The following is a 21,998-nucleotide window of genomic DNA, read 5'->3' on the forward strand; positions in this document are numbered from 1 at the left end:
ATCAATCAGTTCCCGCTGTCCCAGACGCTGATATCAGCGGCATCGCCATCCCCGCCTTCCTGGCCGTCAGAACCGTAGGAATACAGATCGTACGGCCCGTCCACACCGGGGCTGACATACTGGTAATTGTTACCCCAGGGGTCTTCGGGAACATTTTTCAGGTAGCCGTCCGGGTTCCAGTTTTTCGGCTCAGGGCTGCCGCTGGGCTTGTTGACCAGTGCTTCAAGGCCCTGCTGGGTAGAGGGATAATGGCTGTTGTCCAGGCGATACAGGTCCAGTGCGTTGGCGATGTTACTGATCTGGGTTTCGGCCACCGTCACTTTGGCCTGATCACTGCGCCCCATGATGTTGGGCGCTACAATTGCCACCAACAGGCCGAGAATGACCATCACTACCATGATTTCGATCAGGGTGAAGCCCTTGGTCCGGGCCAGCGCTTTCGGTTGGTTCATGCTCATAGTTTCACTCATCTTGGGTCCGTTGTTTCTCGTCACTTTCAGAAAGATTGTCTGGCTTCCTTGCTGGCCCGACGGTGGGCCATTATCCCACCAGGTTGCTCATGTTCAGAATCGGCAGCATGATCGCCAGAACAATAATCAGCACCACCGCCCCCATGAACAGCAGCATCATGGGTTCAAACAGCCCCACAATAGCGGCGATCTTGGATTGCAGGGTGTTTTCCTGCATGCGGGCCGTGCGTTCAAGCATACTGTCCAGCTCGCCACTGGCCTCGCCACTGGCAATCATATGCAGCATCATTGGCGGGAAGTAACCGGTCTGGTCCAGTGAACGGTGCAACGATCCCCCTTCACTGACCTTCCGGGCAGCCTCCCGCAGTTCCTGCCGGAGATAATCGTTGGAAAGCACCTCTCCGGCAATGCGCATCGCTTCAACCAGTGGTACACCACTGGTGGTCAGAATGCTCAGGGTACTGGCGTAGCGGGCCGTATTCACGCCTCGTACCATGCCTGCAAACAGCGGCAGGTGAAGTAGCCGCTTGTGAAACTTCAGGCGCACCGCCGGTTTGGTCAACGCGAAACGGAAGCCGATGATCGCCACCACCAGCAAGACTAGAAGGTAGACTCCGAAACTGCCGAGAAATTCCGACACCGAGAGCATAGCCACCGTCAGCCCAGGCAGCTCCTGTCCCTGCTTGAGAAAGACCTCGATAATGTCGGGCACCACATAGGTGAGCAGGAACACCACAATGGCAATAGCTACGACACTCAGGATAATCGGGTAAATCGCAGCCAGCTGAATCTTCTGGCGGGCTTCCTGGCGGCTTTCCGTGTAGTCCGCCAGCCGGTTCAGCACCAGGTCCAGATGCCCGGCATGTTCACCGGCCGCGACCGTGGAGCGGTAGAGCCGGGGAAAGGCCTTGGGGAATTCACCGAAGCTGTCCGCCAGTGTGTAGCCTTCCATCACCTTGGCGCGGATAGCAATCAGCATGCTGCGAATCCGCGGCTTGGTGGATTGCTGGGCGGCCGCACTCAGTGCCTGCTCGACCGGAATCCCGGACTGGATGAGCGTGGCCAGCTGTCGGGTGACCAGCGCGAGATCGGCTGCGCTCAGAGAACCGCGGCTGCTCAGTGGGTTGCTACGGGCCTGTTTTTCTACGGCCGCTTCCACTGCCAGCGGGGTCAGCCCCTTTTCCCGGAGTTGCTGGCGCACCGCCCTGGGCGCGTCGGCTTCCAGCACGCCCTGTTTCTGCTTGCCTCTGGCATCCAGTGCTTTGTATTCGTAGGCCGGCATGGATTACTGGCTCCGGTGGGTCACACGCAGTACTTCTTCCACCGTGGTTACGCCATCCAGAATCTTCTGAACGCCATCGGCATGAATACTCGGGCTGTGCAGACGGGCCTCCCGTTCCAGATCCAGCTCCCCTGCGCGTTTATGAATAAGGGTGCTGATTTCTTCCGTGATCTCGACCACCTCGTAGATACCAATCCGGCCTCGATAGCCCAACTGGTTACAATGCTCACAGCCTTTGGCGCGGAAGATGGTGGGCGGATTGGCCGGGTCCTGCTGCAGGAACTCACAATGCTCTTCGGTAGGCATATAGGGCTCGCGACAGTGGGTACAGAGCACCCGCACCAGCCGTTGCGCAACGATACCGACAAGACTGGAGGAGATCAGGAATGGCTCGATGCCCATGTCCATCAAACGGGTAATGGCACCCACGGCGGTATTGGTGTGCAGGGTGGACAGCACCAGGTGCCCGGTCAGACTTGCCTGAACGGCAATCTCCGCAGTTTCCAGATCCCGGATTTCCCCGATCATCACCACATCCGGATCCTGGCGCAGAATGGCTCGCAGGCCCCGAGCAAAGGTCATATCCACTTTCGGGTTCACCTGGGTCTGACCAATGCCCGGCAGGTTGTACTCGATCGGATCCTCGACCGTCAGTATGTTGCGGCTGCGATCATTGATTTCCTGCAGCGAGGCGTAAAGCGTGGTGGATTTACCGGAACCTGTGGGGCCTGTCACCAGCAGAATACCGTACGGACGATAGATCAGCTTGCGCAGGGTTTTCAGATCCTGCCCGGCCATGCCAAGGGATTCCAGCCGAATGGTGCCCGCCTGTTTGTCGAGCAGGCGCAACACTACCCGTTCACCACTGGACGAAGGCATGGTCGACACCCGGATGTCGACTTCCCGGCCGGCCACCCTCAAAGCAATGCGGCCGTCCTGGGGTACCCGCTTTTCTGCAATATCGAGTTTTGCCATAACCTTGATCCGCGAGACCAATAATGGTGCCAGCGCCCGTTTGGGCTGGACCACTTCCCGCAACACGCCGTCAATCCGGAACCGGACAATCAGCTGTTTCTCATAGGTTTCGATGTGAACGTCCGAGGCGTTGGTTTTGACCGCCTCGGTAAGAATGGCGTTAATGAGGCGGATAATGGGAGCGTCGTCCTCCTGCTCCAGCAGATCCTCCGTTTCCGGAACCGAATCGGCCAGAGAGGCCAGATCCATGTCGTCACCGATCCCCTCCACCATTTGCATGGCTTCCGCCGAATCGTTCTGATAGGCGGCATTCAGGGCCTGGTCGAAGCGGTCCGGCTCGACGGTAGAGAACTTCGCCCGGCCACCGCTCACGCGGTTTGCCTCGGCCAGTGCGGTGTGGGAAGCCCCCGGGCGCACGAGAATGACCGGCTCGCCCTCTTCGTTGCGGGTAAGGATGACTCCGTTACGCTTGGCGAAGGTAAAGGGAAGTCTGCCCAGCGGCGCATCCTGCGGCTGAATGTCGGTTTGGGTGGTCAAGCTCGTCCTCGTTAAATCCGTCTGGTCACTGATTGTTCTTATGGGGCCACCCGTTGCGACGGCCCTCCACGTTGTCAGCGTAAGCAAAAAGGCTACCACAGGAATGGGAACCACTGAACAACTCTATACACTATACTGCCACTAATTCATTGCAGTCTGATAACCTGTGAGCTTTTTACGATTTCCCAATGCATTCAGGAACGACAATGCTTGCAATTGATCGAAGGACTCCGCTGCTTCTGGCCATAGCAGCAGCAACGGCCATGCTGGCGCTGACCGGCTGGCAAGGCTATCAGTTCTGGCAGAATGAAACCCAACGTACCCTGCCGCAACCGACCCGGGAAGCTTCAACAGGTGCAGATCAGGCCAGAACCGTGCCTGATGTTCAGTTGTCGGATCTGGAAGTGTTCGGCTCGGCGACTGCCACCCCGCAAAATGAAGACACCAACACAGAGAACCTGCCGGAAACCAACCTTCGCCTGTCCTTGCGCGGTGTGCTGGCAGCAGACGGCGACTTCCCCGGCAGCGCCCTGATCGAAGACGACAAAGGCAAAACCGAGGCCTTTCTGGTGGGTGATGAACTGCCCGGAAATGCCAGGCTTCGTACTGTGTTTGCCAATCGGGTCATCATTGAACGATCCGGCAAACTGGAAAACCTCTACTTCCCGGAGACCGAAGATCGCTCCGGGGTCGATTTCGCAAGCAATGACGAGCCTGCCTACGAAGCTCCCCCACAGCAAGAGGTTCAGGTGCAAAGAGCACGCCCCCAAACCAGCGCCTCGTCGGCCGACCAGCAACAGCGACGAGAGGAAATTCGTCAACGGCTGGAACAGTTACGCCAGCGGCTTCAGAACAACAACTGAGGCCCGCCATGGAAGCGGCAAGCAGACTCACACGTTGCCAGTCCCTGTTGCTTCCCCTCATCCTTACCGTGTCTGTTGTCAGCGCTCTTGAACTAAGCAGCCGACTGATGACTTATGTGCTGGAAGAGTTCGGCGAGGCCGCGCACCAGCGACTTGAGAACTGGCAACGCCTGCACGCGCTGGCTGCCAACGCTCCGACAGATCGCCAGCTTCGGCTGGTTAATTCCTTCTTCAACCGGGTGACGTTTGTCAGCGACATCCGCCACTGGGGCCAGGAAGACTACTGGGCCACGCCGGTGGAGTTGCTCACCACCAACGGCGGTGACTGTGAAGACTTCTCCATCGCCAAGTACCTCACCTTGAGGGCCATGGGCGTCCCGGATGACCAACTCCGGATTATCTACGTCAAGGCACTGGAGTTGAACCAGGCCCATATGGTCCTGGCCTGGTATAAAACGCCGGACTCCGACCCGTTGATTCTCGACAACCTGATCAATGACATCAAACCGGCATCCCAGAGAAACGATCTGGAACCGGTTTACAGCTTCAACGGTGAAGGCCTGTGGCTGAACCGCACATCCGGCGACAATGCCAGAATTGGCGATGCCCGGAAGCTGGAGCATTGGCGGGATCTTAACGACAGGCTGACCGAAGCCCTCCGCCCTTAAAAAGAGCGTGCTGTGAATACCGATTGTCGGTAAATGACAGCGAGCTTGTCGCTCTCTGACACTGGTAACGGCGGGCCAGCCGTTAGAATGCCCGCAATTCGATAAACGATGGAGCAGTACAGAATGCGACGCTGGAATGGATGGGGTGACGAACAGTTCTCACTGGAATTACCGGAGCAAGGTCAGGCCTTTCTCACAGATCGTGTGGGAGGCGGCTCCCCGCTGGCGGATATCACCCTGCATGCAGCCTGTGAGCAGGTTCCGGAATCCCGGTTGCCCTCAGACCCACAGGTTGACGACCTGATCGACCGAAGCCCGGAAACCCGGGTCCGACACGCCCGGGGCCAAAGCCTGCCAGACTGGCTGGCCATGCGCAGCGGTGATATTGGCGAGTTCCCGGACGGCGTGGCCTTCCCGAACACCAGTACCGATGTACGCGCCCTGCTCCATTACGCCAACGACAAGGATATCCAACTGATCCCCTATGGGGGTGGCACCAGCGTGGCTGGCCACATCAACCCGGTAGACCAGGGCAAACCGGTTCTGACCGTCAGCCTTGCAAACCTTAACCGCCTGATGGATCTGGATCGGGAGAGCCAGATCGCCACCTTCGGAGCAGGCACCCCCGGCCCGCTGGTGGAATCCCAGTTAAGAGCCCATGGCTATACCCTGGGACACTTCCCTCAGTCGTTCGAGCTCTCCACGATTGGCGGCTGGGTGGCATCCCGCTCCAGTGGCCAGCAGTCACTGCGGTACGGCCGCATAGAACAGCTGTTTGCCGGCGGCCGGATTGAAACCCTGCAAGGCACCCTGACAATCCCCACCATTCCGGCCTCCAGCGCCGGCCCGGATGTCAGGGAAATGATCCTCGGTTCCGAGGGCCGGCTGGGCCTGATTACCGAGGTCAAAGCCCGGATCAGCCGTCTGCCTGAACAGGAAAGCTTTCATGTGGTGTTCTTCCCGGACTGGGACAAGGCCCGAACCGCCGCTCGCAAGCTGGTTCAGAACCGGGTTCAGCTTTCCATGCTACGACTGAGCAACGCCATTGAAACCGAAACCCAGCTGGCACTGGCCGGGCATCCGAAACTGATCGGGCTACTGGAACGTTTTCTGGCTTTCCGCGGTGCGGAAGACGGCAAATGCATGATGACCTTTGGCGTAACCGGCAGCAAAGCCCAGTGCCGGGGAGCACTTGCGGAGGCCCGCAAACTCTGCAGTGACTACAAAGGGGTCTATACCGGCACAAAACTTGGCGCCAAGTGGGCGGAGAAACGCTTCACCATGCCCTACCTGCGCGAAGCCCTGTGGCAAATGGGCTACGCCGTGGACACCCTGGAAACCGCCACCGACTGGGACAACGTTGATACCCTGATGAACCGGATTGAAACCAATCTCAGGGAAGGTCTGGCAGACAGGAACGAGCGAACCCACGTATTTACCCACCTGTCCCACTTTTACGGCCAGGGTTGTTCCATCTATACAACCTATGTTTTCCGGGTTGCGGATAGCTATGACGAGACCCTGAGCCGCTGGCAACATCTGAAGAACACCACCTCAGACCTGATCGTGCGGAACCGGGGCACCATCAGCCATCAGCATGGCGTAGGCAAGGACCATGCCCCCTTCCTCCCTGTCGAAAAGGGAGAGCTGGGTATGCGTGCAATTCGTTCGCTGACCCAGAGCTTTGATCCGGACCAGCGCCTGAACCCCAAAACTCTGCTGGATTGAAGTGATCATGGATCGACAACAGATACTGGAAAACCTGAAGGGCGAAACGCAGACCTTCGATGTGGTAGTGGTCGGCGGCGGCATTACCGGCGCCGGCGTTGCCCGGGAAGCCGCGGGCAGCGGCTTGAAGACGTTGCTGGTGGAGCAGAAAGATTTCGCCTGGGGCACCTCCAGCCGCTCTTCCAAGATGGTCCATGGTGGACTTCGCTATCTGGCCAGCGGACACATCGGGTTAACCCGCGATGCCGTCCGGGAACGCGAACGCATGTTGCAGGAAGCGCCCGGACTGGTCGATCCACTGCCTTTCCTGATGCCCCACTACAAAGGCAGTTTCCCGGGCCCCGGGCTGTTCCAGATGCTGCTGGCCATGTACGACCGCCTGGCCGGCACCCGCAGCCATCAGAAATATACGCCGGCGGAAACCCTGAACTGGGCCCCGGGGCTCGATACTACCAACCTGCGCGCCACCAGTCGTTTTACCGATGCGGTGACAGATGATGCCCGCCTGGTCCAAAGGCTGATTGCCGAAGCCTCCCACGACGGCGCCATGTGCCTGAACTACGTCGCCGCGACCGCCGTCGACCGGGATGATAACGGAGCTGTCTGCGGATTAAGACTGACTGCCGAAGAGAATGCAGAGCAGAGCGCCATCACGGTCAATACCCGATGCGTTATTAACGCTACCGGCGCCTGGGCCGATCGGTTACAGAAACAATCGGCAACGGATCACCCTCTCACCATCCGACCACTCAGAGGCAGTCACCTGGTCATTCCGTGGCACAAGCTGCCGGTGACCTGCGCGGTTTCTCTGATGCACCCGGATGACCGAAGGCCTGTATTTGCCTTCCCCTGGGCAGGTGCCACGGTTCTGGGAACTACCGATCTCGAACACGCCAAAGATCTGAACGAGGAGCCGGCCATCACCGGTGGGGAAGTAAATTATCTGCTGCAAATTGCCACCCGTTTATTCCCCGGTGCGACCATTGAACGGGCCGACGTGCTGTCCACCTGGGCGGGCGTTCGACCTGTGGTCACCGACGGCGGAGGTAAAGCTCCGTCCCGGGAGAATCGGGAACACGCCATCCGGCACGACAAGGGCCTGATCAGCATCGCCGGCGGGAAGCTCACCACCTTCCGCCAGATGGCACGACAGGCGTTGGCCATGGCCCTGGGTGATCAGCATGAAGATCGGCTTCGTAGCGACGAGCAACGAGTATTCACGGCCACGCCAAACGACCGTAAACCCGATGATATTCCGGCGCTGGCCTGGCATCGACTGGGCGGCTATTACGGCCCGCACCGCCAGTCTATCCTGAACAACGGTGACGCCACCGAAATCCCGGACACCGGTGTACTCTGGGCCGAACTGGAATGGGCCTGTCGCCATGAACAGATTCAGCATCTGGATGATCTGATGCTGCGGCGTACCCGCCTGGGGCTGATCCTGCCTGACGGGGCGGCCAGTTTGCTTCCTGAAATCCGTAACCGATGCCAGAGCCTGCTTGGCTGGGATGATGCCCGCTGGCATCAGGAGCAAGAGCGATATCTGGCAACCTACCGTAAGGCCTATCAATTGCCGATGGGCGAGGATGCCCTGGATGCGTGAGACCCCACTGATACTGGCGATCGACAACGGCACCCAGAGCATCCGCGCCCTGCTGTTTGACACCCAGGGTAACTTGTTGGGCAAGGGCAAGCAGGAAATCGAGCCTTACTTTTCCGAGCAACCCGGCTGGGCAGAACAGCACCCGGAGTACTTCTGGGACAACCTTGGCATTGCTTGCCAGCAACTCTGGCAAACCACCAGCGCCCGCCCGCAGCAGGTGGTGGGCGTGACCGTTACCACGCAACGCGGCACGGTGGTCAACCTCGATCGTGAGGGCAAGCCCCTGCGGCCCGCCATCATTTGGCTGGATCAGCGCCATGCGCAGGTGGATGGGCCAGTGAAAGGCCCCTGGGGCTGGCTGTTCAAGCTTGCCCGCCTGGAAGACACCATCAGCCGATTCCGGGAAAAAACCCAGGCGAACTGGATTGCGCAGAATCAGCCGGACATCTGGGCGAAAACCCACAAGTACCTGCTGCTATCAGGCTACCTGAATTACCGACTGACCGGCGAATATCGGGATTCCACTGGCAGTCAGGTGGGCTACCTGCCCTTTGACTATAAACGCCAGTGCTGGGCCGGCCACCGGGATTTCAAATGGCAGGTAATGCCGGTGACCCCGGGAATGCTGCCTGAACTGATACCACCTGGTGAGCAGATCGGAACGCTGCTGCCTGAGGCGGCGGCGCACCTTGGCCTGCCGGGTGGACTGCCCGTCATCGCCGCGGCATCGGACAAAGCCTGCGAAATTCTCGGCTCCGGCGGTCTGTCTCCGGAGACCGGCTGCATGAGCTATGGCACCACGGCCACCATCAACACCACCAACGCCCGCTATGTGGAACCCACCCGGTTCATGCCGCCGTATCCGTCTGCACTGCCCGGCCACTATTCCACCGAAGTCATGATCTATCGGGGTTTCTGGATGGTGAGCTGGTTCAAGCGGGAATTCGGGCTGCGGGAGCAAAAGCTGGCAGAACAGAAAGGTATTGAACCCGAAGCCCTGTTTGACGAACTGGTGAACGCCGTACCGCCAGGTTCCATGGGTTTGATGCTGCAGCCCTACTGGAGCCCCGGCGTGCGACAGCCAGGCCCGGAGGCCAAGGGTTCCATTATCGGCTTTGGCGACGTGCACACACGAGCTCACGTCTATCGGGCCATACTGGAAGGGCTGGCCTACGCCTTGAAGGAAGGCAAGGAACGCATCGAGAAACGCAGCGGCCAGGCTATCAAGCGGCTGCGAGTAGCAGGCGGCGGCTCCCAGAGTGATGCTGCCATGCAGTTGACGGCGGATATATTTGGCCTGCCGGCGGAACGCCCGCACACCTATGAAACCTCCGGACTGGGAGCGGCTATTGATGCCGCCGTGGGGCTGGGATTACACCCGGATTTCGACACGGCGGTACGGGCTATGACCAGAACCGGCCGGGTATTCGAGCCCAACCCGGAAGCATCTGCGCTTTATCAACGTCTCTACCGGGAGGTTTATCAGGATATGTATCCCCGCCTGCAACCACTGTACAAAAAGATCCGGGAGATTACTGGCTACCCGCGCTAACCCCGATGGTGACATTTTATTCAATAGAGCCTATACTGATGAAAATTCATCACGGGAGGTCAGGGCATGTCAGAAGCGGTTCGCGTAGCACCGGAATCCAGCGATAAAGCTCTGCTGTCCAAGGCTCTGCTGAACGCGGCGAAAGCCTTTGGTCTGCCACAAGCGGAAATCGCATCCGTGGTTGGCCGAAACCGCACAGGTCTGACCCGCGACGGCATCGATCCGGCCAGCAAGTCCGGTGAACTGGCATTGTTGTTTATCCGGCTTTACCGCAGCGTCTATGCATTGACCGGCGGTGAAAGGGAGGCCATGACCCATTGGCTGAACACGCCCAACCACTATTTTGAGGATACACCCAGAGAGATGATCCAGAGCACGGAAGGCCTGGTTCGGGTGGTTCACTACCTGGACGCCATGCGGGGGCGGATTTGAATTATCGGGAACGGATTGCCCAGTCCATCGCACCGCTGCAAGGCAGCCTGTTCCGGGTAGTGGAAAGCCAGGAAGACATCGCGACGGCGCGCATTGTCGACAGTATGCAGGAACAGAATCGACTGGAGGAACTGCTGGAAAGCAACAAGCCTCCGGTACCCGGCACGGCACGAAAACACCATTACCTGCTGACCACCCCGTTCCGCTACCCACCCCTGAAATACGGCTCACGTTTTGGCCGCAATTTCGAGCCAAGCCTGTTCTACGGAGCCATGGCCATTCCCGCTGCCCTGGCGGAAACCGCGTTTTACCGGTTTGTGTTCATGAGCCACCTGAAAACCCCGTTCAAGCGCCCGTTAACCACCTTGCACACGGTGTTCAGCGCCCGATTCCGAACGGAACGAGGTGTTCGGCTGCAGTCTGAACACTGGCAGGATCTTCATCATACGCTGACAGATCCAGTCAGCTACCGGGAAAGCCAGGCTGTGGGTACCGACATGCGTAGCCTGCAAGTGGGCGCCTTCCAGTTTCTCTCAGCCCGCGCCCTGCAAGCCGGCCTTTACGCTCTTCCGTACCATCCAGACAACGGCGTTGAGGGCGTCAATGTGGCCTTGTTTAATGCCAGCGTGTTCCGGGACGCCGCACCCAGAAGTTATCAAAAACTGATTGCCGTGACGTCGCCCAGCCAGGTGTCCATGAGCCTGTCGGAACCGGATGGCAGTAAACAGGTTTACGAATTCAGCCTGGACCAGTTTCTGATCGAAGGCGAACTACCTCAGCCGGCGCCGTAGCACGCCCTTGAGGCTCTGTCTGCCAGCCGCCTCCCAGCGCCTTGTAAAGATCCACCGCTGCAATCAGTCGGTTCAGTCGTACCTGACTGAGCTGCTGCCGGGCATCAAACACCGTTCGCTGGCTTTCCAGCAAGGTGAGCAGGTCATCTGCCCCTTCCCGATAGCGCACTTCGGTCAACCGTAAGGTCTCTTCCGCCTGGGCGAGAATACTCTGTAACCGCTGCTCCTGATCCAGGTACAGCGCTTCTCTGTCGAGTGCATCCCCTACTTCCTGGAATGCCGAGAGCAGGCTGGCACGGTAATTCTCCAACAAAGCCACCCGCCGGGATTCCGAAATGGCCACATTGTTGCGACGCTGGCCTCCATCAAACAGAGTCTGGCTGAGGGCAAGCAGGCCATTGGCGGTTTGCAGTGGGTCTGCCAGGCTTAAAAAGCTGTTGGTAGAGAAGCGAACCGCGCCGCTGAGCGACACCGATGGCATCAAGGCCGCCCTGGCCTGCTCGACGTCCGCACTGGCGGCCATCAGCCGAGCCTCCTCAGCCGCCAGGTCCGGTCTTCGGGTAACCAGGCTGGCCGGCGTTTCCGGGTTGATCTCCGGCACTTGAACCGCAAGTAGCCCAGCCTCCGGAATCTCTTCCGTAAACGGATAATCCCCGGTCAGTAGCCGCAAAGCCGCTAACCGTTGCCGGGCCTGATACTCCAGTGGCGGCACCTCATTCTTCAGGTTCAGTACGGAGGTTTGCTGGCGGGACAATTCCGAGCGATCGGCCACACCGTTACGATACCGGGCCTCGACGAGGGCCAGTGTTTTTTCACCCAGTTCCAGATTCCGACGCGCAATATCCACGCGCTGCTGCAACTCCTGCCATTCGAACCAGGTACTGGCTACCGAGGCCACCAGCGTCATTCGGGCGGCGTCATAGTCATACTCCGAGCCCTGGAAACCAGCGAGAGCCCCGGCTTCCGCGGCGGACAGGCGACCCCAGAGATCCAGCTCGTAGTCAACCGACAGCCCGAGGCTACTCGAACCACTGGTGACACGATCCTGACCGGAGGCCTCGCTTGCCTGCTTACCCGTGCTTCCCGACGCACCAAGGGTCGGCAGCAAGGCAGCTCCGGCGTTGCGCAACTGCAAGTCTGCCTGAATCACTGCCTGAGCGGTGGCAGCCAGATCCGGATTATTCGAAAGTGCCCGGTCTATTAAACGGTTGAGCTCTTCGTCACCGAAGGCATGCCACCAGCGAGCACCAGCCGCTTCGCCGGCGTCTGCCCCGATGTGCCACTGGGCTGGCGGATTCAACGGCAGATCAACGGGTTGTGGCTGAAAGCTCGCGCACCCGGTCAGCAACACCGACACCAGTGCAATATGGCGAAGGCTCATAACATTACTCCGAGGCCAGGGCATGAACAGGGTCCAGATGGGCGGCCTTACGGGCGGGCAGAAACCCGAACAGCAGGCCCGTGGCAAAAGCGCAACCAAAGGCCAGAGCCATGGGTAGCAGCGTCATGTGAATGGGTGTTCCCAGGGAGCCAATAATCCGGGTTGCCGCAATGCCGATGACAACACCAATCAACCCGCCAATGGCCGATACCAGCCAGGCCTCGGTCAGAAACTGCTGCAGGATATTCCACGCCCGGGCACCAGTGGCCATGCGAATACCGATTTCGCGGGTACGTTCAGTGACGCTCACCAGCATGATATTCATCACCCCGATGCCACCCACAAGGAGGGAAATTGCTGCAATAGAGCCCAGCAGCCAGGTGAGTGTATTCTGGGTTTCCGAAATGGTTTCAATCAATGAAGCCATGTTGCGGATAGTAAAGTCCTCAATGCCATGGCGGGCCATCAGAGTGTCGTGAATGAGGGCTTCGATCTCATCCATACGGTCGATGTCGGCCACAGCTACGGTGATGTTGCGCAGGTGCGTTTGCCCGAAAATGCGCAGGCTGCCCGTGGTGTAGGGAACAAACACCACATCGTCCTGGTCCTGTCCCATGGGAGAGGCGCCTTTTTCATCCATCACGCCAATCACCTGAAACAGTACGTTGTTAACCATCAGGTGTTTGCCAAGGGGGCTTTCGTCAGGAAACAGAGCGTTGGCGGTGGTTTTGCCCAATACCGCTACGGCTGCGTAACTGGCTTCATCCTGGGCGCTGAAGAAGGTGCCCTCAACAACAGGCCACTGGCGGGCCACCGGGAACCGGAAGGAGGTGGCATTGATCTCGGCCGAGTGATCCCGGTTGGAATAGCGTAGCGTCTGGCCGCCAGTAAGCTCAGGTATTGCTGCAAGAACACCCTCTATCTCATTGATTGCTTTGAAGTCAGATGGTACCAGTGTGGTCACGCTCCAGCGCCCACCCCGCTGATCGGGACCACCCGGGCGCACCAGCAGCAGATCACTGCCCATGGTGCTGATTCGGTCGACGACATCCTTTCGGGCCCCCTCCCCGATCGCCAGCATGGTGATCACCGAGGCAACCCCGATCACGATGCCAAGCAGTGTCAACGCCGTCCGAAACAGGTTGCTGTGCAGGGAACGCACAGCGCTTTTCAGGGCCTCCTGCCAATCCCCAAGACGAGAGTGGCGACGGCCATTCTGGTCAGTTTCTGGTATTTGCGCGGATGGCATTTCGGCGCCGGTGTCCTCAACAAGCTCACCATCGGCAATGCGGATCTGACGGCGGGCCACTTTTGCCACGTCGGGATCGTGGGTAATCAAGATGATGGTATGGCCTTGTCTGGAAAGATCGGTTAACAGCCGGATCACTTCCTGGCTGCTTTTGCTGTCCAAAGCACCGGTCGGTTCGTCTGCGAAGATTAACTGGCCGCCGTTCATCAGGGCCCGGGCAATTGACACTCGCTGTTGCTGGCCACCGGATAACTGGGCCGGCCTGTGGGACAGGCGCTCGCCCAGCCCGAGCCCGGTGAGTAACCGTTCCGCCCTTGCATGCCGCTCGGCCGGCGCCATACCGGCATAAATTGCCGGAATCTCAACATTCTCCCGGGCAGTCATTCCAGGCAGCAGGTTATAGCTCTGGAACACAAAACCGAAGGCATCGCGCCGAAGCCGTGCCAGTTCGTCCCGGTCCAGGGCAGACACGTCCCTGCCATTGAACCGGTACTGGCCAGCGCTGGGCTGATCCAGACAGCCGAGGATGTTCATCAGGGTAGATTTGCCGGAGCCCGATGGCCCCATGATGGCCACAAACTCACCGGGCCAGATTTTCAGATCAATGCCCTTGAGCACAGGAACCGCCAGTTCGCCATCACCAAAGGATCGGGTAATGCCTTGAAGCTCAATCAACGGTCGCGGGCTCACCTCAGCATACCCCGAAAGGCAGCCCTACTCTCACCCTGACCGGCCCGCGGATCCCGGTTTGCAAGAACCACCTGATCACCCTCATTCAATCCGGACCGAACCTCCACGTATACGCGGTTGCTGATGCCGGTTTCGATGGCCCGAATCTGTGGCTGCCCCTTCGCATCCAGGACCTTGACCTGGTTTCTCACCACCGCACTGACTGGCACCCGCAATACATTCAGCGCCTCATCCTGAATAAAGAACACCTGGGCGGTCATCTGGGGCAACAGCCGCCCCTCCTGGTTATCCACCGTAAACAGCGCGTTGTAGAGCACCACGTTGTTGGTTACTTCGGGGGTTGGCTCAATGTACTGCAACTCGCCGTAGAGCTTATGCTCCGAATCGCCAAGTGTGGTGAAGTACACCCGCATGCCCGGTTGCAGCTTGCCGACGTCGGCCTCAGACACCTGGGCCCGCACCCGCATGGTGCTCAGATTGGCAATGCGCATAAGCAACGGCGCGGTCTGGCTCGCGTTCAGGGTTTGCCCCTGGCGGGCTTCGATGGATACCACAGTGCCATCCATCGGCGCATAGATGCGGGCATAACCCAGATTGGCTTCTTCAGCCCTCAGGGTGGAGGAGGTCTGTTCTATCTGTGCCTCAAGCATGGCCAACTGCGCCCGGGCAGACGCTAACGATGCTTCGGCAGTCTGCAGGGATTCCCGTGTGGTCGCATCTTCACGCCACAGGTTCTGCTGGCGCTGGAACTGGATCTCGGCGAGCCGCAGCTGGGCCTTGCGATCGGCTAGCTGGGCCTGCTGGTTCTTCAACTGGGCGCGGGTGGCATCCACTTTCGCCACATAGACGGTAGGGTCGATTTCCGCCAGCAGATCGCCGGTGCTAACGGGTTGGCCCACTCGTACGTGAATCAGCTCCAGCTGACCGGAAACCTGTGCACCCACATCCACATAATTACTCGGCTCAAGCACGCCGGTGGCCGAAACCAGATTCTGGATGTCGCCTCGGCTCACCGCCACGGTATTCAACGCCGGCTCATTGCCGTTACCGTTGCGGGCGTACCAAAAGGCAGCGAAAGCCAAAGCGAACAGTACAACCAGAAATCCAACCCACTTCAGCCGGCGATGCCTGGCACGGGTAGCAGAGGCCATTCAGATATCTCCACGAGTTCAAATCAGACCGAACCATAGAGAACTGATACGGGAAAAAGAAGCCGGGGATCAGGGTTTTGCGAAACCTTTACACGAACGATGTCAGGCGCAAAGAGAATATAGGTTACAGCCCTCCTGCAGCGAGCTGGATAGCAATCGCAGCCATCATAAGGCCGATTACACCGTCAATCACACGCCAGGCCGCCGGCCTTGCCAGCCAGGGAGCCAGTCGGGAACCTGCCCATGCCAGAGCGCCAAACCAAAGCACGGATGCGCTGCTGGCACCTGCCACAAACGTGGCCGGATCCTGCTGCTGAGCACCCACCGCAGGAATCAGCAGTAATGTATCCAGATAAACCTGAGGATTCAGCAAGGTGACAGCCAGTGTTGTCAGGATCACGCCTTTGACGGTGCTGCGCCGAGCTTCCCCGGCCTCCAGCGACGCCCTCCCCTTGAGAACCCGATATAACGCCTGCCCTGCCAGCAAACCGAGAAACGCAACGCCCAGCCATCTGAGTACATCCAGCGCCTCGGGCATGGCCATCAGCGCCGCACTCACACCAAACATGCCCAGGGTGAACAGCAGGATATCTGAAGTCATGCACAGCCCCGCCGACCACCAATGGTGCTCACGACGAATGGCCTGACTGAGAACGTAAGCATTCTGGGCCCCAATCGCTACAATAATACCGCCACACACCACCAGGCCTGTCAGATAACTCTCGAACACCGCTGCACTCCTTATGATTAATGGCGAAAGCCTACCCCGTTGCCGCTATACTTGAAATTCACCTTGTTAATGCCCGATAAGTTTTGCTTATGCTTGATTACAAGTTGCTCGAAGCTCTTGCTGCCGTGGTCGATGCCGGCGGTTTTGACAAAGCCGGCGACATGCTTGGCATCAGCCAGTCCGCTGTTTCCCAGCGGATTCGTACCCTTGAAGTCCGGCTGGGCCAACCCGTGCTGGTGCGCAGCCAAACCCCGAGGGCAACGCCCGCCGGCCAGCGATTGCTCAATCATGTTCATCAGGTGCGCCTGCTGGAACGCGACCTGACCAACTCCATTCCCTCCCTGGCCGAACCAGCCACCCGATTTCGCCTCGCGCTCAATGCCGACAGCCTCGCAACCTGGTGGGCCTCTGCCGTGGGTAATTTCTGCGCCAGTGAGGGCATTCTTCTGGACATGGTGGTGGAAGATCAGGACGTAGGCCTGCGGCGAATGCGCGAGGGCGATGTAGCCGCCTGCCTTTGCAGCAGCCCCCAGCCGGTTGCCGGCGCCCGATGCATACCGCTGGGAGTGATGACGTATCAGCCATTGGCCACACCGGAGTATAGCCGCCGATATTTTCCTGACGGACTGAACAACGCGAGCTTGCAATCCGCGCCCGCCATTGTGTTTGGCCCCAACGATCAACTCCAGCATCGGTTTCTGGCCCAGGTGGGCTATCAGGGCAAGTTTCCGCACCACCTGTGCCCCTCATCCGAAGGCTTCGTAAAGCTCGCGCTGGCCGGCATGGGCTATGGAATGATTCCGGAAATTCAGGCCCGGGAGCATATCCAGGCAAAGCGACTGGTTAATATCGCCCCGGGCAGCGGCATGGAAGTACCGCTTTACTGGCACTTCTGGCGGCACGGTGGAGAGTTGATGTCTCGGCTGACCCGCAAGCTGCAGGATTCCAGTGACGTGTTTTGAGTGATTTCTCGTAATCAGGGTATCTGCCTAGAAAAAACAGCTATGCAAACCGTCCAGACAGGAGTACAGTGGCGGTCGTTGGAAAGATTTAGCAAAGCATTCATCAATAAGACGCATCCCTGTTGTTATAAGTAGTGTTCGTCCTGTTTTTGATCACGCCAGTTTTTATGTTTCCGCACACCGCTGACCTGCCCTCACAACGAGACCAGGCGGCACATTAAATGATTGAATTCAGGATAGTAAAATATGTCTACTGTTACCGGTACTGTTAAGTTCTTCAACGAATCCAAAGGCTTCGGCTTTATCACTCGTGAAGGCGGCCCGGACGTTTTCGTTCACTACAGCGCCATTCAGGGCGGCGGCTTCAAGACTCTGGCAGAAGGCCAGCAGGTTGAGTTCACCGTGACTCAGGGCCAGAAAGGTCCTCAGGCGGAAAACGTAGTTGGTCTGTAATTAACAGCCCAGTACGATCAAAAAGGCAGCTTCAGCTGCCTTTTTTGTTGCCTGAAATTCCGTGTTAGTCCGTATTCATCCTTATTAGTACCATGGTCGGGCTCACCCTGAGCCACGCTAAGGCCTATAATGCCCGCTCGGGTGAATTCACTCCCCACGCCCTCAAGGCTAAGCAAACCAGAAAAGGCTCACCATGTTTTCTGACCAGTTCTATTCCGTCCAGGATGGACGTATTGTGATTTCCGCACCCCAGGCGAGCTACTTCGCCAAAGAAATCGCCGGGGACTTCAACCCGATCCACGACCCGGACGCCCGGCGTTTTTGCGTGCCCGGTGACCTGCTGTTCACTCTTGTGGTATCCCGTTTCGGGCTCTCAGAAAACATGACCTTCAAGTTCCGTAACCTGCTTGGTGCCGAGGTTCCTCTTGAGTTTCGCGAAAGCGACAACGGCGAAACCATCGACGTTATCGACGAAGCGGGCAAGATCTACCTGGAAGTTACCCGCAACGGCGCGATAACCCGGGATGAACAGGTGATTGAAGAGTTCAGTCGGTGCTATGTTGCAGCGTCCGGAAAAAACTTCCCCCATACACTCAAACCACTGATGGAATCCAACGGGGTCATGTTCAATCCTGACCGGCCGATGGTGATGTATGAGAGCATGAGCCTGGCCCTCACGCAGCTGGAGAACCCTCAGCCAGACCTTGAGTTAAATAATGCGGATCTGGAAGTTGCGGGGAAACGAGGCAACGTAACGCTCGAATACAACCTTCAGTCATCCGGAAAAACCGTTGGCGAGGTTTCCAAGCGCCTGGTGCTGGGCGGCGTGCGGGAATACTGCCCTGAAGCCATGGCCGGCATCATTGAGGAATTCTACCGGCTCAAGGCAAGGGGTACCCGCTGGGGGATAGAAAGCGAGGATCAACCTGCCGGATTGTAACGTTCAAACGTTTGCAGGCAGACATCCACGGTTACCGACAACGTCTCCAGTGCCGCAGCCCGAGCCCTGCCCTCCGCGCTTGCACGGTAAAGGTGCGGAGTCATTGCCAGCAAATCGGCAATCGGCTCGGCACCTTCCAGATGCACGGTAAAGCGCAAATCCTGAGTTCCAATTCGCCGAAACCCTTCAGGTACCGGAGCCACTTTACGGGAGTCTGCGCGAACTTCCGGGTAGACAACCTCCCGCAGTTCCCTCAGATGGTCTTGGCCGGCGTCTACCTGCACCAGTCGCCCACCCGGCCGCATAACTCGGGCAAACTCCGGATACACCGGAAACCCGAAAAGGCAAAGAAGACGGTCCACTGAAGCCGACAACACCGGCAGATTAGCATTGCTGCCAACCACCCAACATGCGCGCTTTTCCTTGCGTGCCGCGGCCAGTACCGCCCACTTGGAAATGTCCAGTCCAAGCAACGATAGCGAGACTTCACCCTCGGGGGACGCCAGCTGGCGCAAATAATAACCCTCGCCACAGCCGGCATCCAGACAGCTGAGCTCACTGCCCTCGCTCGCGTCGTTCAGCGTTGCGGCCGACACGGCATCCGCAATCGGGCGATAGTACCCGGCTTCAAGAAAGCGCTGGCGCGCGGCCACCATGGCTTTGCTGTCACCGGGCTCTTTCGAGCGCTTTTTCTGAACTGGCAGCAAATTTACGTAGCCCTGGCGGGCAATATCGAAGCTATGGCCCTGCGGACATCGCCAGACTTTGTTTTCCCGCTGTAGCGGATTGCCGTCGAGCGGACAGGCGAGGGATTCAAAGGAAGTGGTGTTCACTGAGCGTCCAAACGTTGGAAATTCCGGGCCATTCTAACAAGGAATACCCCATCAGGCTCGCAAACTGCGGAATGGCTTCCTATTCTTGTTGTGAATGACTCGAAAACGCATAGATGCGTTCTCACCCACCGGGAGGAGTCTCGTCCGTCATGGAGAAGAGGAAGGACAGATCGTCGTCACCGTCACAATCGGAGCACAGTGAACAAAAGTTCCATGAGTTGATTGAGAGCCTGCCGATGGTTGCCGTTCAGGGTTACGATCGGAATCGGAGGGTCATCTACTGGAATGAAGCCAGCACACGATTGTATGGATACTCCAGAACTGAGGCTCAGGGAGAGTTGCTGGAGGACCTGATTATTCCGGAGCCCATGCGCGCCGCCGTCATTGAGGCCCATACTAACTGGCTTGATCACAACATCAGCATTCCCTCAGAAGAACTGGAACTGAAACACAAAGAGGGTCATCTGGTACCGGTTTACTCCAGTCACGTCATGATCAAACAGGAAACCGGCGAGTGCGAGATGTTCTGTATCGACATCAGCCTGGAAGAGCAGAAGCAAGCCCGGGAAGAGCTGGTCCACCGCGCCAGTTTTGATGACCTTACCGGACTGCCCAATCGCCGCTTGATGGAATCTGAGCTTGAAAGCCGTTTGGCGGAGGCAGAACGCCAGGATCGTGAAGTTGCGGTGATCTTTCTGGATCTAGACAACTTCAAACTGATCAACGACACCCTCGGCCACCATCACGGCGACACCCTCCTTAAATCGGTAGCCGACATTCTAAAGCAGGAACTAAGGCACAGCGATCTGCTCAGCCGTTTCGGAGGCGACGAGTTCGTGCTTCTTCTGTTTGATTTTGACGGCCCAGAGGGAATTCATGAATTGCTCCAGCGTCTGATAAAGGCGCTGGAAAACAAAGTGCAGCTTCAAGTTGATTGCTATCAGGTGTCCGCAAGTTTTGGCGTCAGTCTTTATCCACATAATGGCAGTACAGCGGCGGAACTTATGGGCAACGCAGACGCCGCCATGTACCGCGCAAAGGAGATCGGAAAAAATACGGTCTGCTTCTACACCTCTGACATCAACGATCGGCTAGTCGAATACCAACAGATAACCGCCCTGCTGCGCCAAGCCCTGACGAATGGTGGCCTGGAGCTTTACTACCAGCCACAAATAGACCTGAGAACTGGCGGGACGACCTCCTGCGAGGCGCTTTTGCGATGTTTCGATAAAGCATCAAACCTTGTCTCCCCGGCGACGTTTATCCCGGTCGCTGAAAAATCCGGGCTTATAAATCGTATCGGTGACTGGGTCATCGAAGCCGCATGCAAACAGCTTAAAGCCTGGCAGGGAACTGAGCTCGCGGGCGTACGCATTGACGTCAATCTGTCCGGTCGCCAACTGACCAATCCACACCTGGCTGACCAAATCCTGGAAACCATTCAACGTTATGGTTTGAAGCCTGAGCAACTCGGGGTAGAACTTACGGAGAACGAGGTGTTTGGCAGCGAAGAAGGTCAAACCAGGCAACTGGAGCGCCTCAAGGCTGCCGGGCTCCATATATCCATTGACGACTTCGGCACCGGATACTCTTCCCTGGTTTATCTTCGGAAGCTCCCGGTATGCAGCATCAAGATCGATCGAAGTTTCCTGCACTACGCCATGCAAAATGAAAGCGACATGGCCATCATGAAAGCCATGGTTACGGTCGGCCAGAGTCTCGGGTTGAGCATTCTTGTAGAAGGTGTAGAGACCGAGCAACAGGCAAAGCTGATACGGGATCTCGGTTGCGATTTCGCTCAGGGCTTTCTTTACGCCAAACCGATGCCGGCGAAAGCGGCTGAGGCGTTTATGGAGCCCCTGACTTCGCGCAGTTAATGAGCAACAAACGTAGAATGGCGTTTTTAAGTTCAGCCCCTTTGAAGGCGTAAATCTAACACCACCGGAGTATTCTCAGGCATATAACGTTCGTTACAGGTACTGGCATTAATGAGACGGGTTTCGCCCTGCAGGTACTCACCATAGCCCTCATGAATGTGCCCGAAGACATGAGCCTTCAATAGAAGTTGCTGGATTCGATCTAACAGCTGCTCACAGCCAACATTCAAGGCATTGGATCCCAGCATAACCTCATCACCAATCCCTTTAGGCGGTCCATGGGTGATCAACACGTCGGTATTGTCCGGGATGAGCTGCCACTTTTTGTACAGCGGCTCACCTCTGTCCAACATAAACGCCCAATTCATGAACACAGGCGTCCAGGGCGAGCCCCAGAATCGAACTCCCTCGATCTCAACACCGCTGTCTTCCAAGTGAATGGCTTCGGTTAATGCCTCCCGCGCGAGTTCCGGCGTTTCCTGGAAAGCCCAGTCATGGTTACCGGCAACAACGATCTTGTGCCTGTGGGGTAGAGTCCCAAGCCAGTCGTTGAAATCTCTGACGTTTTCTAACGTACCCTGCCCCAGGCAGTCCCCGGCATGAATCAGCACATCGCCGTCCGGGATGTCTGGAATGCGCCTATGCAGGCTGTGGGTGTCGGAAATGCAGACCAATTTCATTTCATTCAATCTGTGTTTAATGGGTTAGAGATTTCACTCCACTGAATACAAGATAACAGCAAGCTGCTGGCAATTTCGGTAAGCCTTTTTCGACAATCAGGCGTAGAAAACCTCGCTGCTACATAGGCTAGTTGCGGTAGGAATGCCT

The 21,998-nt window shown here is 57.8% G+C and carries 20 protein-coding genes; 11 read left to right on the top strand and 9 right to left on the bottom strand.

Annotated elements, in window-relative coordinates; all coding sequences use genetic code 11:
- Positions 1-5: 5 nt before the first annotated feature.
- The 3 genes from gspG to gspE form a co-directional block, all read right to left on the bottom strand.
- Positions 6-452 carry a type II secretion system major pseudopilin GspG gene (gene gspG / locus Q669_RS11765; protein ID WP_031210904.1) on the bottom strand — a complete coding sequence of 149 codons (447 nt, stop codon included), beginning with the start codon at positions 450-452 and terminating at the stop codon, positions 6-8.
- A gap of 88 nt (positions 453-540) precedes the next feature.
- A complete protein-coding gene (gspF, locus tag Q669_RS11770) occupies positions 541-1,752 on the bottom strand; it encodes a type II secretion system inner membrane protein GspF (RefSeq protein WP_011784842.1) in 1,212 nt (403 codons plus the stop codon).
- 3 nt (positions 1,753-1,755) lie between these two features.
- On the bottom strand, positions 1,756-3,264 hold the full coding sequence (gene gspE / locus Q669_RS11775) for a type II secretion system ATPase GspE (protein WP_022992398.1): 1,509 nt from the start codon (positions 3,262-3,264) through the stop codon (positions 1,756-1,758).
- Between the two features lie 206 nt (positions 3,265-3,470).
- Here gspE and Q669_RS11780 point away from each other — a divergent pair, with 206 nt between their 5' ends.
- The 7 genes from Q669_RS11780 (at position 3,471) to Q669_RS11810 (ending at position 10,904) form a co-directional block, all read left to right on the top strand.
- Positions 3,471-4,127, top strand: coding sequence for a type II secretion system protein N (locus tag Q669_RS11780; protein WP_014421650.1), 657 nt, complete (start codon positions 3,471-3,473; stop codon positions 4,125-4,127).
- Between the two features lie 8 nt (positions 4,128-4,135).
- Positions 4,136-4,795: a transglutaminase-like cysteine peptidase gene (locus Q669_RS11785; protein ID WP_022992399.1), complete on the top strand. Its 660-nt coding sequence runs from the start codon at positions 4,136-4,138 to the stop codon at positions 4,793-4,795.
- Positions 4,796-4,918: 123 nt separating this feature from the next.
- Positions 4,919-6,523, top strand: coding sequence for an FAD-binding oxidoreductase (locus Q669_RS11790; protein ID WP_022992400.1), 1,605 nt, complete (start codon positions 4,919-4,921; stop codon positions 6,521-6,523).
- Between the two features lie 7 nt (positions 6,524-6,530).
- Positions 6,531-8,129: a glycerol-3-phosphate dehydrogenase/oxidase gene (locus Q669_RS11795; RefSeq protein WP_022992401.1), complete on the top strand. Its 1,599-nt coding sequence runs from the start codon at positions 6,531-6,533 to the stop codon at positions 8,127-8,129.
- A complete protein-coding gene (locus Q669_RS11800) occupies positions 8,122-9,681 on the top strand; it encodes an FGGY-family carbohydrate kinase (RefSeq protein ID WP_022992402.1) in 1,560 nt (519 codons plus the stop codon). The genes Q669_RS11795 and Q669_RS11800 overlap by 8 nt, the downstream gene beginning before the upstream one ends.
- A gap of 66 nt (positions 9,682-9,747) precedes the next feature.
- Positions 9,748-10,113 carry an MbcA/ParS/Xre antitoxin family protein gene (locus tag Q669_RS11805; RefSeq protein ID WP_022992403.1) on the top strand — a complete coding sequence of 122 codons (366 nt, stop codon included), beginning with the start codon at positions 9,748-9,750 and terminating at the stop codon, positions 10,111-10,113.
- On the top strand, positions 10,110-10,904 hold the full coding sequence (locus Q669_RS11810) for an RES family NAD+ phosphorylase (protein WP_022992404.1): 795 nt from the start codon (positions 10,110-10,112) through the stop codon (positions 10,902-10,904). Before Q669_RS11805 ends, Q669_RS11810 begins: the two co-directional genes overlap by 4 nt.
- Here Q669_RS11810 and Q669_RS11815 read toward each other — a convergent pair.
- From Q669_RS11815 to Q669_RS11830, 4 genes are all read right to left on the bottom strand, one after another.
- Positions 10,852-12,285: an efflux transporter outer membrane subunit gene (locus Q669_RS11815; RefSeq protein WP_022992405.1), complete on the bottom strand. Its 1,434-nt coding sequence runs from the start codon at positions 12,283-12,285 to the stop codon at positions 10,852-10,854. The two genes, Q669_RS11810 and Q669_RS11815, sit on opposite strands and share 53 nt — an antisense overlap.
- A gap of 4 nt (positions 12,286-12,289) precedes the next feature.
- Positions 12,290-14,224, bottom strand: a complete 1,935-nt coding sequence (locus Q669_RS11820) for a MacB family efflux pump subunit (RefSeq protein WP_022992406.1) — start codon at positions 14,222-14,224, stop codon at positions 12,290-12,292.
- On the bottom strand, positions 14,221-15,375 hold the full coding sequence (locus Q669_RS11825; protein ID WP_022992407.1) for an efflux RND transporter periplasmic adaptor subunit: 1,155 nt from the start codon (positions 15,373-15,375) through the stop codon (positions 14,221-14,223). The genes Q669_RS11820 and Q669_RS11825 overlap by 4 nt, the downstream gene beginning before the upstream one ends.
- 124 nt (positions 15,376-15,499) lie before the next feature.
- Complete coding sequence (locus tag Q669_RS11830; RefSeq protein WP_022992408.1) at positions 15,500-16,105, bottom strand: LysE/ArgO family amino acid transporter; 606 nt, start codon at positions 16,103-16,105, stop codon at positions 15,500-15,502.
- A gap of 89 nt (positions 16,106-16,194) precedes the next feature.
- Between Q669_RS11830 and Q669_RS11835 the strand changes: the two genes are divergently transcribed.
- The 3 genes from Q669_RS11835 (at position 16,195) to Q669_RS11845 (ending at position 18,460) form a co-directional block, all read left to right on the top strand.
- Positions 16,195-17,067 carry a LysR family transcriptional regulator ArgP gene (locus Q669_RS11835; RefSeq protein ID WP_022992409.1) on the top strand — a complete coding sequence of 291 codons (873 nt, stop codon included), beginning with the start codon at positions 16,195-16,197 and terminating at the stop codon, positions 17,065-17,067.
- A 246-nt stretch (positions 17,068-17,313) separates the two neighbouring features.
- On the top strand, positions 17,314-17,520 hold the full coding sequence (locus tag Q669_RS11840) for a cold-shock protein (RefSeq protein WP_011784828.1): 207 nt from the start codon (positions 17,314-17,316) through the stop codon (positions 17,518-17,520).
- Between the two features lie 193 nt (positions 17,521-17,713).
- Positions 17,714-18,460, top strand: a complete 747-nt coding sequence (locus Q669_RS11845) for a DUF3581 family protein (protein ID WP_022992410.1) — start codon at positions 17,714-17,716, stop codon at positions 18,458-18,460.
- Here Q669_RS11845 and Q669_RS11850 read toward each other — a convergent pair.
- The gene (locus Q669_RS11850; protein ID WP_022992411.1) at positions 18,442-19,293 is read right to left on the bottom strand and encodes a putative RNA methyltransferase; all 852 of its coding nucleotides are present in this window, start codon (positions 19,291-19,293) and stop codon (positions 18,442-18,444) included. The two genes, Q669_RS11845 and Q669_RS11850, sit on opposite strands and share 19 nt — an antisense overlap.
- A 149-nt stretch (positions 19,294-19,442) precedes the next feature.
- Between Q669_RS11850 and Q669_RS11855 the strand changes: the two genes are divergently transcribed.
- Positions 19,443-21,170 (top strand): putative bifunctional diguanylate cyclase/phosphodiesterase, encoded by a 1,728-nt coding sequence (locus Q669_RS11855; protein ID WP_022992412.1) that lies wholly within the window; start codon positions 19,443-19,445, stop codon positions 21,168-21,170.
- A gap of 32 nt (positions 21,171-21,202) precedes the next feature.
- Here Q669_RS11855 and Q669_RS11860 read toward each other — a convergent pair whose 3' ends face one another.
- Positions 21,203-21,850 (bottom strand): metallophosphatase domain-containing protein, encoded by a 648-nt coding sequence (locus Q669_RS11860; protein WP_022992413.1) that lies wholly within the window; start codon positions 21,848-21,850, stop codon positions 21,203-21,205.
- Positions 21,851-21,998: the final 148 nt, after the last annotated feature.

Source organism: Marinobacter sp. C1S70 (assembly GCF_000475355.1).
GTDB lineage: Bacteria > Pseudomonadota > Gammaproteobacteria > Pseudomonadales > Oleiphilaceae > Marinobacter > Marinobacter nauticus.

Excerpts from the sequence above, each read along its gene's own strand:
- Q669_RS11840 (WP_011784828.1), top strand. The coding sequence starts at position 17,314 with ATGTCTACTGTTACCGGTACTGTTAAGTTCTTCAACGAATCCAAAGGC.
- Q669_RS11805 (WP_022992403.1), top strand. The coding sequence starts at position 9,748 with ATGTCAGAAGCGGTTCGCGTAGCACCGGAATCCAGCGATAAAGCTCTG.
- Q669_RS11790 (WP_022992400.1), top strand. The coding sequence starts at position 4,919 with ATGCGACGCTGGAATGGATGGGGTGACGAACAGTTCTCACTGGAATTA.
- Q669_RS11795 (WP_022992401.1), top strand. The coding sequence starts at position 6,531 with ATGGATCGACAACAGATACTGGAAAACCTGAAGGGCGAAACGCAGACC.
- Q669_RS11785 (WP_022992399.1), top strand. The coding sequence starts at position 4,136 with ATGGAAGCGGCAAGCAGACTCACACGTTGCCAGTCCCTGTTGCTTCCC.
- Q669_RS11860 (WP_022992413.1), bottom strand. The coding sequence starts at position 21,850 with ATGAAATTGGTCTGCATTTCCGACACCCACAGCCTGCATAGGCGCATT.
- Q669_RS11825 (WP_022992407.1), bottom strand. The coding sequence starts at position 15,375 with ATGGCCTCTGCTACCCGTGCCAGGCATCGCCGGCTGAAGTGGGTTGGA.
- Q669_RS11800 (WP_022992402.1), top strand. The coding sequence starts at position 8,122 with ATGCGTGAGACCCCACTGATACTGGCGATCGACAACGGCACCCAGAGC.
- Q669_RS11855 (WP_022992412.1), top strand. The coding sequence starts at position 19,443 with ATGGAGAAGAGGAAGGACAGATCGTCGTCACCGTCACAATCGGAGCAC.
- Q669_RS11835 (WP_022992409.1), top strand. The coding sequence starts at position 16,195 with ATGCTTGATTACAAGTTGCTCGAAGCTCTTGCTGCCGTGGTCGATGCC.
- Q669_RS11780 (WP_014421650.1), top strand. The coding sequence starts at position 3,471 with ATGCTTGCAATTGATCGAAGGACTCCGCTGCTTCTGGCCATAGCAGCA.
- Q669_RS11845 (WP_022992410.1), top strand. The coding sequence starts at position 17,714 with ATGTTTTCTGACCAGTTCTATTCCGTCCAGGATGGACGTATTGTGATT.
- gspG (WP_031210904.1), bottom strand. The coding sequence starts at position 452 with ATGAACCAACCGAAAGCGCTGGCCCGGACCAAGGGCTTCACCCTGATC.
- Q669_RS11815 (WP_022992405.1), bottom strand. The coding sequence starts at position 12,285 with ATGAGCCTTCGCCATATTGCACTGGTGTCGGTGTTGCTGACCGGGTGC.
- gspF (WP_011784842.1), bottom strand. The coding sequence starts at position 1,752 with ATGCCGGCCTACGAATACAAAGCACTGGATGCCAGAGGCAAGCAGAAA.